Below are 14741 nucleotides of genomic sequence, written 5' to 3' on the forward strand. Positions count from 1 at the left end.
CTTATTAAAATTACTATCTTTGCACCCATAAAATTCAGGAGTAACAAATGTCTACTTTTCACAGAACTGCCGCGTTTCATACACTTGGCTGCAAATTAAACTTTGCAGAAACATCTACTATTGCCCGTCAATTAACAGATGCAGGTTATGATAAGGTAAGTTTTGATGAAAAAGCAAACGTATATGTTATCAATACATGTTCTGTGACTGAAAATGCTGACCGTGAATGTAAACTTCATGTGAAAAGAGCAATGAAAGCCAATCCGGAAGGACTGGTAGTTATTGTGGGATGCTATGCACAGCTAAAGCCTGAAGAAATTTCACAGATTGAAGGTGTTGACCTGGTTTTAGGAGCAAAAGAAAAATTCAATATTCTGAGCTACCTTGATGATTTGGAGAAATCTGAAAGCGAAGGGGTAGTACATTCATGTGAAATTGAAGAAACCGATTTCTTTATCGGAAGCTATTCTATTGGAGACAGAACCAGAGCTTTCCTGAAAGTACAGGATGGCTGCGACTATAAATGTACCTATTGTACGATTCCGTTGGCCAGAGGAATTTCGCGTTCAGATACTATCGAAAACGTTCTCAAAAATGCTACAGAAATTGCGGCAAGAGATATCAAAGAAATTGTTCTTACAGGGGTGAATATCGGTGATTATGGTAAAGGAGAATTTGGAAACAAAAGACATGAACATACTTTCCTTGATCTTATTTCAGAACTGGATAAAGTAGATGGAATAGAAAGAATCCGTATATCCTCTATTGAACCCAATCTTTTAAAAGATGAAAGTATAGAGCTGGTTTCTAAAAGTAAAAGTTTTGTTCCGCATTTTCATATCCCGTTACAATCCGGAAGCGATGATCTTTTGAAAAAGATGAAACGTCGTTACCTGACCAAACTGTACAATGACAGAGTCAATAAAATCCGCGAGGTTATGCCTGATGCGGCTATTGGTGTGGATGTTATTGTAGGATTTCCTGGAGAAACAGAAGAGAGATTCATAGAAACCTATAATTTCCTGAATGATCTTCCTATTACTTACCTGCACGTATTTACTTATTCTGAAAGAGAAAATACGGAAGCAGTTGCTATGGATGGAGTAGTTCCTGTAGCAGAAAGAAAAAAACGTAATAAAATGCTGAGAATTCTTTCTGAAAAGAAGAAAATGGCATTTTATCAGACACAACTTGGTAAAACGCTTCCTGTTCTTTGGGAGCACGAAAATAAAGACGGGAAAATGTTTGGCTTCACAGAAAACTATGTGAGAGTCCAGAAAGATTTTGATCCTGCATCCGTAAACCAAATTGAATTTCTAAATTTAGAAAAAATCCTGTCAGATGGCACGGTTTCTGTGCAGTCTTCTTACCAAAGTTTTTTAGCAAAAGCATAGGCTCTTTGCAAAAATTCTACTAAATTTATTTTTAAACTTTTAAATACTACATTCATGAGAGATAAGTTTTTATCTTGGGGAATTGTATTAGTAGCTGCTACATGGATTATAGCACTGCTGATCAGAGCGCATTATTGGATACCTACGCTGTTATCCGCAATTTATGCATTGGGTGTTTACAATGCTTACCAATCGAAACATGCTATTTTGAGGAACTTTCCTGTATTGGGATACTTCAGGTATTTTTTCGAGAGTATTTCACCCGAAATGCAGCAATACTTTATTGAAAGGGAAACAGACGGGAAACCGTTTCCAAGAAACCAGCGTTCTGCAGTATACAGACGTGCAAAAAATTTAAGTGATACTGTGGCTTTTGGTACACAGCTGGAAGTAAATCACAGAAAATACGAAGGGATCAAGCATTCTATTTATGCAAAATCACCATCAGAAGAGCTCCCAAGAGTATGGGTTGGAGGAGAACAGTGTACCCAGCCTTACCACGCTTCTTTATTCAATATCTCAGCAATGAGTTTCGGAGCATTAAGTGACAGAGCACAGATATCCCTGAACAGAGGAGCAAAAAAAGGAAATTTCTATCATAATACCGGAGAAGGGGGAATTTCACCTTATCATATGGAAGGCGGAGATTTATGCTGGCAAATCGGAACAGGATATTTCGGATGTCGTGATGATGAAGGGAAATTCAATCCTGAATTATTCACAAAATATTCAACCCTTCCTAATGTGAAAATGATAGAAATCAAATTATCACAGGGAGCAAAACCAGGACATGGAGGAGTACTTCCGGGAGTGAAAAATACACCTGAAATTGCAGCAATCCGTCACGTAACACCAGGTATGACTGTTATTTCACCACCCTCACATACTTCATTTTCTGATGCAGCAGGACTGTTGAGGTTCGTACAGCAATTAAGAGATCTTTCAGGCGGGAAACCTGTTGGTTTTAAGCTGTGTATCGGAGATACCAGAGAATTTGAAGATATCTGTGTTCAGATGAATGTTCTGAAGATTTATCCGGACTTTATTACCATAGATGGGGCAGAAGGAGGAACTGGAGCTGCGCCACCGGAATTTTCAGATGGAGTAGGAATGCCGTTAGAGCCAGCTTTGATATTTGTCAACAGAACACTTAATAATTATAACTTAAGAGATAAATTAAGAGTGATTGCCAGCGGTAAAGTTCTTACCAGTCTTGATATTCTGAGAGCAATTTCGATGGGTGCTGATATGTGTAACAATGCCAGAGGATTTATGTTTTCTTTAGGATGTATTCAGGCGTTGAGATGTAATACAAATAACTGCCCTACAGGAGTGGCTACACAGGATAAAATGCTTATCAAAGGACTTGAGGTGACGGATAAAGCAGAAAGAGTATATCACTTTCATAAAAATACCCTTCATACCTGCAATGAATTGATTGCGGCTGCAGGAAGAAGTTCTTATGAAGAAGTAGATGCCACCATGTTTATGAGAGGAGATGAGTTTGATCACCTTGCGGACCTTTACTTCCCTGATATTTTAGGAAATGTAAAGCAGAAGGCAAGATCATAATAACATACGATAAAATAAAAACACCGTCATTGAGACGGTGTTTTTTTATGATGTGATTACTTTTATTGCTGTTGTTCAGAAGTTTGTTTTTGATCGTCTGGTCTGTTATCACGTCCATAAATCTGAAAGTTGAATACAAAAGATTTGTTTCTGTAAGAAGCATTTAAGTACGGATAATGAGGATTTCTTGCAAAAGCAGCTCTGGAAGGAACAATAATTACACCCTGTAAGTTATAAGGTGTTTCACTGGAAAGATTATTAAATGCTTTGAATTTTTGTAAAGCTTCTCTGAAACCAGGGATTTGATAATACTTTGCTTTTTTTGCTGCATCAGTTGTAGCAGCATCCAGTATTGATTTCTTTACATAATAAAACATAGGGTCAATAGCAGGAATACCACTTCCGTCAATCGTATTTAAAAAGGTAGCTTTTGATGTAAATGAAGTGTTTCCGTCAGAATTAACTGCCAGATAAGAGTAAGCTCTTACCATGAACTTAATAATATCATCAGTTTTGACAGTCTGATCATAAACAGGATCAGGATTAACAGGAGGCTGAGCACCGTTTCTAACGATATAGATAGCTCCCGAAGGAAGTGTTACAGGTGCCAGTTCAGATAATTTTTTTTCGTTATCATCTGCTGTATCTGTAGAACTGAAGGCTTTTATATTACCCTGTGCATCCAGATAATTATCATCCATGAATTTCTTAATGGCCTGATCATCATAGGTGTTTTGTGTATTAATGTCTTCCGGCTCTACATAGGTTGACACATCATCATCTTTCTTACAAGCAGAAAAACACAAAGATCCTGCAAGGATATATAAAAATATTTTTTTCATTTCAAAAAACTTTAATTACTTTACAAATAATATAACGGCAAAAGTATAAAAAAATATGAGAATAGATAAATTTTTATGGAGCATTCGTTTTTATAAGACGAGAAGTATTGCAGCAGAGGAGATTAAAAAGAATAGAGTTTCTATAGGAACGTCTGCCGTAAAGTCATCTAAAGAGGTAAAAGAAGGAGATACTATTAAAATCCGTAAGAATCAAATTGATTATAAAATAAAAGTAATTCAGATCCCTAAAAGCAGAATAGGAGCCAAGCTGGTGCCTCTTCATATTAAAGATGTGACAGATAAAGAACAGTACGAACTGTTGAAACTTCGTAAAATGTCACAAGATTATTACAGAAATAAAGGCGAGGGAAGACCAACCAAAAAAGACAGAAGAGAAATGGACGATTACGTAGGGGTAGGTAACGATATCGATTCTGACTTTACAGATTGGGATGATTTCTTTGGTGAGACAGGTGGCGAAGCCGGTGATGAAGATCAATAAATAAAATAAAAAAGCTCTAGAGATAGAGCTTTTCTACTATTTCGTTAACAATGTCCTCCGGTTCTCTGGAATCTGTTCCTACAGTATACTGTGCTTTGCTGTAAAATTGATTTCTTTCAAATAAATGTTTGGCAATGAATTCCGGAAGGTCTTCATCCGAGATATTGGCAATCAATGGCCTTTTTTCTTTCTGTTTTGAAAGTCTTTCTACCAATGTTCCTACCGATGTTCTTAAGAAAAAACTTTTAGAATTGTGATTAATGATCTCCATGTTATTATAATACACAGGAGTGCCTCCGCCAAGGCTTAAAACTACATTTTCTTCCGAAGCCAATATCTCTTCCAGGGCTTCTCTTTCCAGTTTTCTAAAGTAAATCTCTCCCTTTTTTTCAAAAATTTCCGGGATGGTTAATTTGTTTCTTCTTGAAATCTCTTTATCGAGGTCAATTAATTTAAAATTGATTTTTTCGCTTAATATTTTGGAAATGTGAGATTTGCCACTTCCCATGTATCCGATCAATGAAATTACCATGAATTTTTTTAAAACAAATTTGCGAAAAAGTTTTGAGATAAAGAAAAAAGTTATATCTTTGCACCACTTAAAACAAGGGACATTACTTAAATGAAAACTTGTTGCATAAGTGGCCGACTCGGTAGCTCAGCTGGTAGAGCAATACACTTTTAATGTATGGGTCCTGGGTTCGAATCCCAGCCGGGTCACTAGCAATAAATATTACGAATTTTGTGATTTTATTGCCTGCGTGGTGAAATTGGTAGACACGCCATCTTGAGGGGGTGGTTTCCTAAGGATGTGCTGGTTCGAGTCCAGTCGCAGGCACTGCAAAGAAAATTTTATAATTAATATTGAAATTTATTTCATTTTAATTGTGGCCGACTCGGTAGCTCAGCTGGTAGAGCAATACACTTTTAATGTATGGGTCCTGGGTTCGAATCCCAGCCGGGTCACAAGTTTACTGAAAAGTAAATTTTTTTCATATTAATATTTTGTGATTTGGTGTTTCAAAGGCTTCCTTCAGGAGGCCTTTGATTTTTGTATGAAGTCTGATACTGAACTTCCTTTCTTTTTTATTATGCATTCAAAAAAAATCCCCAACCATAACAGTCAGGGATATTATATTTTAATTTGGAAAAATCAATCCAAATGCATATTGTCAATTAATCTTACTCCGTCTACAACGACTACGATAAACGCTCTGAAACTTCTGTCTTTATAGAAAAAATCGGTTTCCTGTAATGTATTTTCATCAGCAATAAGGAAATATTCAAGTTTCATTCCCGGCTGGTCATCGAAAATATCAGCTACTCTTTCCTTGATTTCCGGAATAGTAACGGTTCTGAACCAGTCGTTTACCTTTTTTAAAGTCTCATAAATTACTTTAGAGGCTTCTTTTCGGTCTTCATGAAGTCTTTGGTTTCTTGAACTTAATGCCAGTCCGTTTTCTGCCCTGTAAATAGAAACTCCGGTTATTTTAACGGGAAGATGCTTTTTCTCTACCATTTTTTTTATGATAGCGAGCTGCTGGAAATCTTTTTCCCCAAAATAAGCATTGTCAGGCTGTATCTGTCTGAAAAGTTCCTCTACAACAGTTCCTACTCCGTCGAAATGTCCCGGTCTTGATTTTCCTTCCATCTCATTTTCCAATCCATCAAAATCATATTGCTGGCTTTCAGCTTTCTCAGGGTAAATATCGGCTACCTCAGGAATATAAACAGCATCTACAAGACCTGAATTCTGAAGAATAAGTATATCTCTGTTGATATCTCTTGGGTATTTTTCAAGATCCTCAGGATTGTTGAATTGGGTTGGATTTACAAAAATTGAAGAAATGACAAGATCATTCTCTTTTCTTGCCTCTTCATACAGAGAAAGATGACCATTGTGCAAGGCGCCCATAGTAGGAGCAAAGCCAATTCTTTTTCCCATTTCTTTCTGTCTTTCAATGAAATCCTGAAGGACTTTTCTGTTTTTTAGAACTTCCATAGTTTGTTTTAATACTATTTCAAAAATACTAAAAATATCGCATAATAATATGTACTTTTAATAATTTGGAAAAGGTAATTTTCGTAAAAAAATGTTAATTAAAATAATGTTGGATGTTTTTTTGTAATTTTGCACATTAAAGCATTTTTACAAAAATTAGATAGAAAGTTTATGCCGAATCAAAAAATACTGTACATTACTACAGAGATGTATCCATATCAGGAAGATACAAATATGGCTGCAGTGGTAAACAAAATGGCACTTAAGATGCACCAAGAAGGCAATGATGTAAGAGTTTTTATGCCAAGATTTGGACAAATAAGTGAGAGAAAGTTTCAGCTTCATGAGGTAATCCGTCTTTCAGGGATGAATATTATTATCAATGACCTGGACCAGCCTCTAATCATTAAAGTAGCGTCTCTTCCGGGGGAAAGACTTCAGGTTTACTTTATTGACAATGAAGAATACTTCAAAAGAAAACAATATTATTTCGACGATGAAGGAAACCCTTTCGAAGACAATGACGAAAGAGCGATTTTCTTTGCCAGAGGAGTTATTGAAACAATTAAGAAACTAAACTGGGTACCGGATGTTATCCATTTAAATGGATGGATGGCTTCTTTCGTTCCAATTTATCTTAAAACGTATTACGAATCAGATACTTATTTCAAAGACGCGAAAATTGTACTTTCTCTTTACAATGAGAAAGATGCTGACCTGGATAAAAAGATTGACGAAAAACTACAGTTTGATAATATTTCAGGCTTAAAAGCGTTAGATAACCCAACTATTAAAAGTTTTGTTATCGAGAGTATGAACTATGTAGATGCCGTTGTGAAAGGAGACGAGTTTCTGGATGAAGACCTGGATAAGGCTTTCAACGAAACTGCAACCCAAAAATCGGAATATCTGGACATAGATTCTATAAATCAACTTTATTAAAAACACATTTTTAATGACTCATAATCTTAAAAAGACCTTCGCCATGCTTCTATTGGCGATTTTTGGAAGTACATTCCTTTATAACTGTGAACCTGATCCGGATTCTCTTGGTGAGCAGTTGTTCAATAATGATGCTGCGCAAGGTAATGAAATTTCATATCCCGTTATCGCATACAATTACAACAATAATGATTCCATCAGAAGTGATGCTGCCAGACTGATCAGTGGGGTGAGCGAATCTGGTGCTGCTTCTTATGTAGGTGTACTGGGAGCCTTTACTGAAGGTGAATTTGGAATGCAGAGAGCATCGTATGTTACCCAGCTAAGAATGCCGGTAGATAATTTCGACTTCAATGGGGCAAATCCGAAAGTGGATTCTGTAGTCCTTGTGGTAAGACCACCAGCCAATACAACTACGAATACTTACTTCTTTGAAAGCGATTCATTAAAAACAAATACATTTGAGAAAAGTGATTTCCCTGTAGACGGAGTTGCTACGGCTGTTTCAATTGAGAGAAAAACGTATCCTGTTCGTAAATACGGTAAAATAGGAGGGGCTTCAAAATCAATGAAAATCAATGTACATGAAGTTACTACATTTTTAGACTCGAATGACGATACTTTCAAACGTTCCAATAAGAATATAAGTACTGGTGAACTGTTAGGTTCAGGAGTATTTAACGGTAACATCAGTTCTTTATCTATTACTAAAAAATCTGATAACTCAGTTGTATTTACTGGAAACTTAGGATTCAGAATAAAACTGAGCAATACAAACTTTTTCCAGACTCATATCCTTGATAAAAAAGGAAAACCAGAGCTTCAGGATGCTTCAAACTTTATCAGATATTTCAAAGGAATAAAGATTTCTGTGGATGAAACAGATAAATACCTTTACCAGTTCTCTCCTGATGATTTACAGCTTGTCATGTATTATAAATATGATAAAACAGAGAATGGAGCAACTACAAGACCACAAACAACACTTAATTTCAACTTAGGAGGTTCTAATGCTCATATCGGATTGTATGAATACAGCAGATCAGGATCATCTGTAGCTAATGCATTGGCTGCAAGTAATCCTAATGAAGGTGATGAGAGACTTTTTGTTCAGGGAATGGGAGGTCCTTCTGTTGTCGTGAAAATTAAGGATGAAACAATTGCACAACTTAAAGATGTTTACAATAAAGAAAAAGCAGGTATTGTAAGTGCTAAAGTTAGAATATATCTGGATCCTTTAAGCTGGAAAAATAAAAATTCAACAGAAGATCGTAAGTTTTCAATTTTGACCAATACATTAAACAGTAATGGTACTATTGATTACTCAAAGCTAGGCTTTACATCAGATCTGACTTCAGGACTTGGCCTATATTATTATAAAGAAAATCCTGGGTACTATGATTTTGTAGTAACAAAAACCATCAAGGATCTTGTTGAAGGTAAAAAAGAAACTGTAAGTGGAGTTGAGCAGCCGGTAACGAATAAACCGTTGGTGATCAGTGCCGGAACATTTGCCGCAACTGCTACAGGAAGCCTTTTAGGAGTTCGTAATACGACAAGAGCAATCGATATGAACAGAATTATCCTGACAGGTATAGATAAAACAAATACGAATCCAAAAAGAATCCAGCTAATGGTGACTTACGGGACGAAAAAATAAACATTAAACAACACTAGACAAAATAAAATATGTGCGGAATAGTAGGATATACAGGTTTTCAAGACGCTTATGAAATCGTAATTAATGGTCTTAGAAGATTGGAATATAGAGGGTATGACAGTGCCGGAATTGTTTTAGAAGGTTCAGATAACAAGCTGGAAGTAGAAAAAACAAAAGGTAAGGTTGAGGATTTGGTGAATATTTCGAAAGAACTAAAAGGAAAGTCTAAAATTGGAATGGGACATACCCGTTGGGCAACCCACGGAGTTCCTAGTGACAGAAATTCCCACCCGCACTTGTCAAATAACGGCAAAATCGCAATCGTACATAACGGTATCATTGAAAATTATGATACCATTAAAACGATGCTTACTGAAAAAGGATTTACTTTCAAATCAGAAACCGATACAGAAGTACTGGTAAACCTTATCCAGTATTTTATGGATCTTAATCCTGAAACTGATTTCCCAACTGCGGTAAGATATGCATTGAATGAAGTATACGGAGCCTATGCAATCACTGTACTTCATGAAGATTATCCTGGAGTATTGGTGGTAGGAAGATTAGGTTCTCCTCTGGCAATCGGAATCGGAGATAAAGAATACTTTATTGCTTCTGATGCCTCTCCTTTCGTAGAATTTACAAAAGAAGCCATTTATCTTGAAGAAGGACATATGGCAACAATCTCTCTTGAAAATGGAGTAGATATCAGAACCATCAATGATAACTCTAAAATTGAGCCGGAAATTCAGGAGCTTAAATTAAGCCTTGAACAGATTGAAAAAGGTGGATATGAGCATTTCATGCTTAAAGAAATCTTTGAACAGCCTAAATCGGTACACGATACAATGAGAGGAAGACTTCTTGTAGATGAGGGTGTGATTAAAATGGCCGGAATCTGGGACCATGTTGAGAGATTCAAAAATGCCAACAGAATTATTATTATTGCTTGTGGTACTTCCTGGCATGCAGGTCTTATCGGAGAATATCTGATAGAAGAATATGCAAGAATTCCTGTTGAAGTAGAGTATGCATCAGAGTTCAGATACAGAAACCCTATCATTACAGATAAAGATGTGGTGATTGCAATTTCTCAGTCTGGAGAAACAGCTGATACAATGGCTGCTTTAAAATTAGCAAAAGAAAAAGGTGCATTTATATATGGTATATGTAATGTTGTGGATTCTTCAATCGCAAGAATTACCGATGCAGGTTCATATACACATGCCGGTCCTGAAATTGGGGTTGCTTCTACAAAAGCATTTACAGCGCAGCTTACAATTCTTACTTTAATTGCATTTAAACTAGGAAAACACAACGGAAACTTAGGAAACGCTGAATTTATGAGCTTAATCTCTGAGCTTGATGCTCTTCCTAAGAAAATTGAAGAAGTGTTAAATACCACTCATGAGCTTACTCAGAATATTGCAAAAGATTTTGTGAAAGCTACTAATTTCCTTTATTTAGGAAGAGGATACAATTATCCTGCTGCCTTAGAAGGAGCCTTAAAATTAAAAGAAATTTCTTATATCCATGCAGAAGGATACCCGGCTGCAGAAATGAAGCACGGTCCAATTGCCCTGATCGATGAAAACATGCCAATTGTAATCATAGCACCTAAAAAAGGACACTATGATAAAATTGTAAGTAACGTTCAGGAAATTAAAGCGAGAAAAGGAAAAATTATCGCTGTAGTTAATAAAGGAGACCGTCAGGTGAGTGAAATGGCTGATTATGTTATTGAAATCCCTGAAACTTCAGAATGTTTCTCTCCAATCGTTGCTTCCGTACCTCTGCAACTGCTTGCTTATTACATTGCAGTATATAGAGGAGCCAACGTAGATCAACCGAGAAACCTTGCAAAATCTGTTACCGTGGAATAAAAAGATGTTGTAAATAAAATAAATTTAGATTTATTCCGTTATTTCAAAAAAAATCTTAAAAGTTTCTTAAAAAAATTATATATTTACGGCTTAATTATAAAAATTAACATGAAAAGGATATTTCTTTTATTATTGTCTGCGTCGGTAGCATCGGTATCTTGTTCAGGTGGTGGCAGCTCTTCTGTAGGGAAGCCAGGAACAAAAGGAGAATTGATACCAAGAGAAAAAACTAAATCATTTGTTGCGGAAAGACCATACGGAATGGTCGCAATTCCTGCAGGTTCATTTGTTGCTGGTTTAGCAGACCAGGATCCAACAAATACTCCTGAAAAAGCATCATTGAAGACTGTTACTGTTTCTTCTTTCTTCATGGATGAAGCAGAAACTACCAACTCGGAGTACAGAGTATTTATCAATTATGTAAGAGACTCTATTGCGAGAACTTTACTAGCTGAAGCTGCCGGAGAAGGTGGTGATGAAGGCGGACGTAAAGGAGCAGCAATAGGTGATTATGCATATCTTGCTAAAAAAGAAGAAAATTTAACACCTTATCAAGAATATATGGAAGGCCAGGGTGGCCGAGAAGACGGAAGCTATGATGCCAGCAAAAGATTAGATTGGAAAATTCCTTTACACTGGAGCACATCAAAATATCCGGATGTAGAATACGCAGAGGTTTTAGAATCTATGTATCTACCTTCTTCTTCAAGAATCGGAAACGAAAGAATTTTAGATGTAAGTAAGCTGAAATATACATACCGTTGGGGAGATATGGACGCTGCTGTTGCAGATAACGAAAGAGGAGCTAATTACCTGAAAAGCGAAAGTATCGCGATCTATCCTGATACTACAGTTTGGGTAAAAGATTTCCACTTTGCTTACAATGAGCCATTGTTTGAACAGTATTTCTGGCACAAGGCTTATAAAGACTATCCTGTTGTTGGGGTAACCTGGGATCAGGCAAGGGCTTATTGTAACTTTAGATCTAAATTGAAAACTGATTACAACGAAAGTTTAAAAAGAAAAAAACAAAGACCATTAGAGTTCCGTCTTCCAACAGAAACTGAATGGGAATATGCTGCAAGAGGTGGTATGCAAAATGCTACTTACCCTTGGGGTGGTCCATATTTAATGGACGACAGAGGTTGTTACCTGGCTAACTTTAAGCCTAAAAGAGGTAACTACATGGAAGACGAGAAAAAAGGTACTTATACATATACAGCTCCAGTTAAGAAATTTAAGAAAAATGGGTTTGGGTTATTTGATATGGCTGGAAACGTTTCTGAGTGGACATTATCTGCGTACAACAATTCTTCATACGGATTCTCTTCTACATTAAATCCTTCTACTAAAGATAAAAAGGATACTAAGAAGTCTGTAAGAGGTGGATCTTGGAAAGATATAGGATATGCACTAATGACAGGTGCTAGAGATTGGGAAAGAAAAGATTCCGCAAGAAGCTATATCGGATTCAGAACTGTACAGGACATTCCTGAAGCAGCAGTTAAGCCAAGAAGAGTTAACAGATAACTAATCAGATAATTATTTTTCAATAACAATTTTATTTAACATTAAAAAAACTAACTCAATATGTTTAAGACTAAAGATGCTTGGATGAATTTCTTTTATTCATTCGGTGCTGCAATTGTAATTCTTGGAGCTTGGCTTAAAATTACTCACATTACCTTGGGACCTATTAACGGTAACATCGCTCTTACCGTAGGACTTATTACTGAGGCGATTATCTTTATCATTTTTGCATTTGACCCTCCGAAATCAGAAGAGTCTTATGCTTGGGAAAATGTTTATCCTGAGTTATTAGATAAACATGCTAATCCAAATCCACTACACTCTAATGTATCTTCTAGAAATAATAACGCAGCAGCTCAATTTGCAGAATTAGAAAACTCTCTTTCAACCAAATTGGATAAAATGCTTGAAGATGCTAGGCTAGATGTTCAATTATTTGAAAGACTAAGAACAGGAATTGATAAATTTTCAAACTCTGTTGATCAGATCAATCAAACGGTTGACGTATCTGCTTCTACACATAAATATAACGACCAATTAAATAAGGCTGCTCAGCACATGGAAAGCATGAATGCTCTTTATGTAATGCAACTTGAAAGCGGTAAAAGACAATCTGAATTTGCTAACAAGTATGTAGCAGATATGCAGAAGTCCGCAGAGCAATCTGAAAAATTCAATCAAGAGCTACAAGGTTTAACATCTAATCTTAATAACTTAAATAGAGTTTATGGTGGTATGCTAACTGCTATGAAGTCTTAATTCCTAACCATTTCTAAATTTAACTACTTAATCAAAAAACAAAGAAAAGAGAATGGCACAAGGAAAACAGACCCCTCGTCAGAAGATGATCAACCTGATGTATTTGGTGTTCATCGCGATGATGGCCCTAAATATTGATGCAGAAATTATCAGATCATATTATGATTCTACTAAAGCATTAAATGAAACCAGAACTTTAACAGAAAGAAAAAACGAGAAGATCTTTGAAAGAACATTGGAAGCTAAGGCTCAACAAGTTCCGGATACTTACGCACAGCCTTGGGGACAGTACAAAGTATTGAAATCCAAAATTGATCTGTTGGTAAAATCCTCTCAGGATATCAAAGATTTGTTAAAAAAACAATCTGAGTTTCATGATAAAGATCCTCAAACAGGAAAAGAAATTGATGTAAGCGAAAATTTTGCTGCATTGAACAATAATGAAGCAACTACTGAATATTTCTTTAAAGAAGGTGATGAAAATACTCCTTCGAAGAATGCATTAGATCTGAAAGCTAAAATTGATGATGTAAGAAATTACATTAACGCTACTTTTGGAAATAATGAGCAGTTAAAAGATCTAGTTGCCAGAGCAAATAAGTCTCTTATTGCGGAGTACCCTAAAGGAACATCTCCAAATGAAAAGACTTGGTTCCAGAATAAATTTTATCACCAGCCATTAATCGCTGCAATATCTAATCTGGAAATTATCCAAAATGATGCCAGAAACGTTCAGTCTGATGCATTGGCACTATTACTTCAGGAAAAAGTAGATGCGAGTATTAAATTCTCAAGCTACGAACCTATTGTTTCAGGTCCGGTAGATATCCAGGCAGGAAAACAGGCAGAAGTAAAAGTAATGTTGGGTACTTATTCTAACAGTAATAAGATCAGCATCTCTGGTGTAGGTAAAGTGGAAAATGGTAAAGGAACAATCGCAATTTCAGGTTCTGGAATTGGAGAGCATAAATTAGGAGGTACCATTACATTAACAGATGCTTCAGGTAAGCCACAATCTTTCCCATGGACGCATACTTATAATGTAATCGCAGGACCAAGAGAAGTAAAACTTGAAAAAGGATTATTACTTTCTGCAGATAAGATGAATGTAATGTATAGAGGACTTGAGAACCCTGTTTCAGGATCAATCTTAGGTGCTGACAATTCTAAACTTTCATTATCTGCTCCAGGTGCATCTGTAAGAAATACAGGCCCAGGAAAATGGATCGTAAAACCAACTTCAGGGAATACAGTTAAGTTGACATTATCAGGAATAGATCCTTATGGAAAATCTGTATCTCAGGTATTTGAATATAGAATTAAGAATGTTCCACCACCACAAGGTCAGATCAGAGGACAGAGTATAGTATCTATGCCTGCAACTTCTATCCAGAACCAAACGGTACAGGCAGCAATTCCTGACTTTGACTTCCCGGTTTCATTTACTGTAACTCAGTTTATGGTGAGAGTACCAGGTAGAGCAGCGTTACTGGTTCACGGAAATTCATTAAATGATGCCGCTGGATTAGTGAAAAATCTTAGATCCGGAGACGTGGTTTCTGTCTTTGATATTAAAGTTACTGCTCAAGGTTTAGATGGTCAGGTTATTAAAAACATTACTCCTATAATCATTAACATTCCATAGGACTAAAATT

Annotated in this window: 12 protein-coding genes and 3 tRNA genes; 12 read left to right on the top strand and 3 right to left on the bottom strand. The window is 36.2% G+C overall.

The window, feature by feature from the left end:
- Positions 1-47: 47 nt before the first annotated feature.
- Both mtaB and ODR02_RS13795 read left to right on the top strand, forming a co-directional pair.
- Positions 48-1394 (top strand): tRNA (N(6)-L-threonylcarbamoyladenosine(37)-C(2))-methylthiotransferase MtaB, encoded by a 1347-nt coding sequence (gene mtaB / locus ODR02_RS13790; protein ID WP_105684232.1) that lies wholly within the window; start codon positions 48-50, stop codon positions 1392-1394.
- 54 nt (positions 1395-1448) lie between these two features.
- On the top strand, positions 1449-2966 hold the full coding sequence (locus ODR02_RS13795) for an FMN-binding glutamate synthase family protein (RefSeq protein WP_105684231.1): 1518 nt from the start codon (positions 1449-1451) through the stop codon (positions 2964-2966).
- A 62-nt stretch (positions 2967-3028) separates the two neighbouring features.
- Here ODR02_RS13795 and ODR02_RS13800 read toward each other — a convergent pair whose 3' ends face one another.
- Positions 3029-3808, bottom strand: a complete 780-nt coding sequence (locus tag ODR02_RS13800; protein ID WP_309513058.1) for a hypothetical protein — start codon at positions 3806-3808, stop codon at positions 3029-3031.
- Between the two features lie 55 nt (positions 3809-3863).
- On the opposite strand from ODR02_RS13800, the gene ODR02_RS13805 reads away from it, so the two are divergent.
- The gene (locus tag ODR02_RS13805) at positions 3864-4310 is read left to right on the top strand and encodes an RNA-binding S4 domain-containing protein (protein WP_309513057.1); all 447 of its coding nucleotides are present in this window, start codon (positions 3864-3866) and stop codon (positions 4308-4310) included.
- Positions 4311-4326: 16 nt separating this feature from the next.
- Here ODR02_RS13805 and ODR02_RS13810 read toward each other — a convergent pair whose 3' ends face one another.
- Positions 4327-4842, bottom strand: coding sequence for a shikimate kinase (locus tag ODR02_RS13810; protein WP_105684228.1), 516 nt, complete (start codon positions 4840-4842; stop codon positions 4327-4329).
- 115 nt (positions 4843-4957) lie between these two features.
- Here ODR02_RS13810 and ODR02_RS13815 point away from each other — a divergent pair.
- From ODR02_RS13815 to ODR02_RS13825, 3 genes are all read left to right on the top strand, one after another.
- A tRNA-Lys gene (locus ODR02_RS13815) sits at positions 4958-5030 on the top strand.
- A gap of 35 nt (positions 5031-5065) precedes the next feature.
- A tRNA-Leu gene (locus ODR02_RS13820) sits at positions 5066-5148 on the top strand.
- 55 nt (positions 5149-5203) lie between these two features.
- Positions 5204-5276, top strand: a tRNA-Lys gene (locus ODR02_RS13825).
- 187 nt (positions 5277-5463) lie between these two features.
- Here the strand turns inward: ODR02_RS13825 and panC are convergent.
- On the bottom strand, positions 5464-6312 hold the full coding sequence (panC, locus tag ODR02_RS13830; RefSeq protein WP_105684720.1) for a pantoate--beta-alanine ligase: 849 nt from the start codon (positions 6310-6312) through the stop codon (positions 5464-5466).
- Positions 6313-6483: 171 nt separating this feature from the next.
- Here panC and ODR02_RS13835 point away from each other — a divergent pair, with 171 nt between their 5' ends.
- From ODR02_RS13835 to porM, 6 genes are all read left to right on the top strand, one after another.
- Positions 6484-7254, top strand: coding sequence for a glycogen/starch synthase (locus ODR02_RS13835; protein WP_105684721.1), 771 nt, complete (start codon positions 6484-6486; stop codon positions 7252-7254).
- A 13-nt stretch (positions 7255-7267) separates the two neighbouring features.
- On the top strand, positions 7268-8914 hold the full coding sequence (locus ODR02_RS13840; RefSeq protein WP_209785868.1) for a DUF4270 family protein: 1647 nt from the start codon (positions 7268-7270) through the stop codon (positions 8912-8914).
- Positions 8915-8943: 29 nt separating this feature from the next.
- A complete protein-coding gene (glmS, locus tag ODR02_RS13845) occupies positions 8944-10797 on the top strand; it encodes a glutamine--fructose-6-phosphate transaminase (isomerizing) (protein WP_209785867.1) in 1854 nt (617 codons plus the stop codon).
- A gap of 108 nt (positions 10798-10905) precedes the next feature.
- Positions 10906-12327, top strand: a complete 1422-nt coding sequence (gene porK / locus ODR02_RS13850; protein WP_105684724.1) for a type IX secretion system lipoprotein PorK/GldK — start codon at positions 10906-10908, stop codon at positions 12325-12327.
- Positions 12328-12387: 60 nt separating this feature from the next.
- Complete coding sequence (gene porL / locus ODR02_RS13855; RefSeq protein ID WP_105684725.1) at positions 12388-13086, top strand: type IX secretion system motor protein PorL/GldL; 699 nt, start codon at positions 12388-12390, stop codon at positions 13084-13086.
- A 52-nt stretch (positions 13087-13138) separates the two neighbouring features.
- Positions 13139-14731: a type IX secretion system motor protein PorM/GldM gene (gene porM / locus ODR02_RS13860; protein WP_209785866.1), complete on the top strand. Its 1593-nt coding sequence runs from the start codon at positions 13139-13141 to the stop codon at positions 14729-14731.
- Positions 14732-14741: the final 10 nt, after the last annotated feature.

This window comes from Chryseobacterium sp. CFS2, assembly GCF_036543225.1.
In the GTDB taxonomy this organism is placed as follows: domain Bacteria; phylum Bacteroidota; class Bacteroidia; order Flavobacteriales; family Weeksellaceae; genus Chryseobacterium; species Chryseobacterium culicis_A.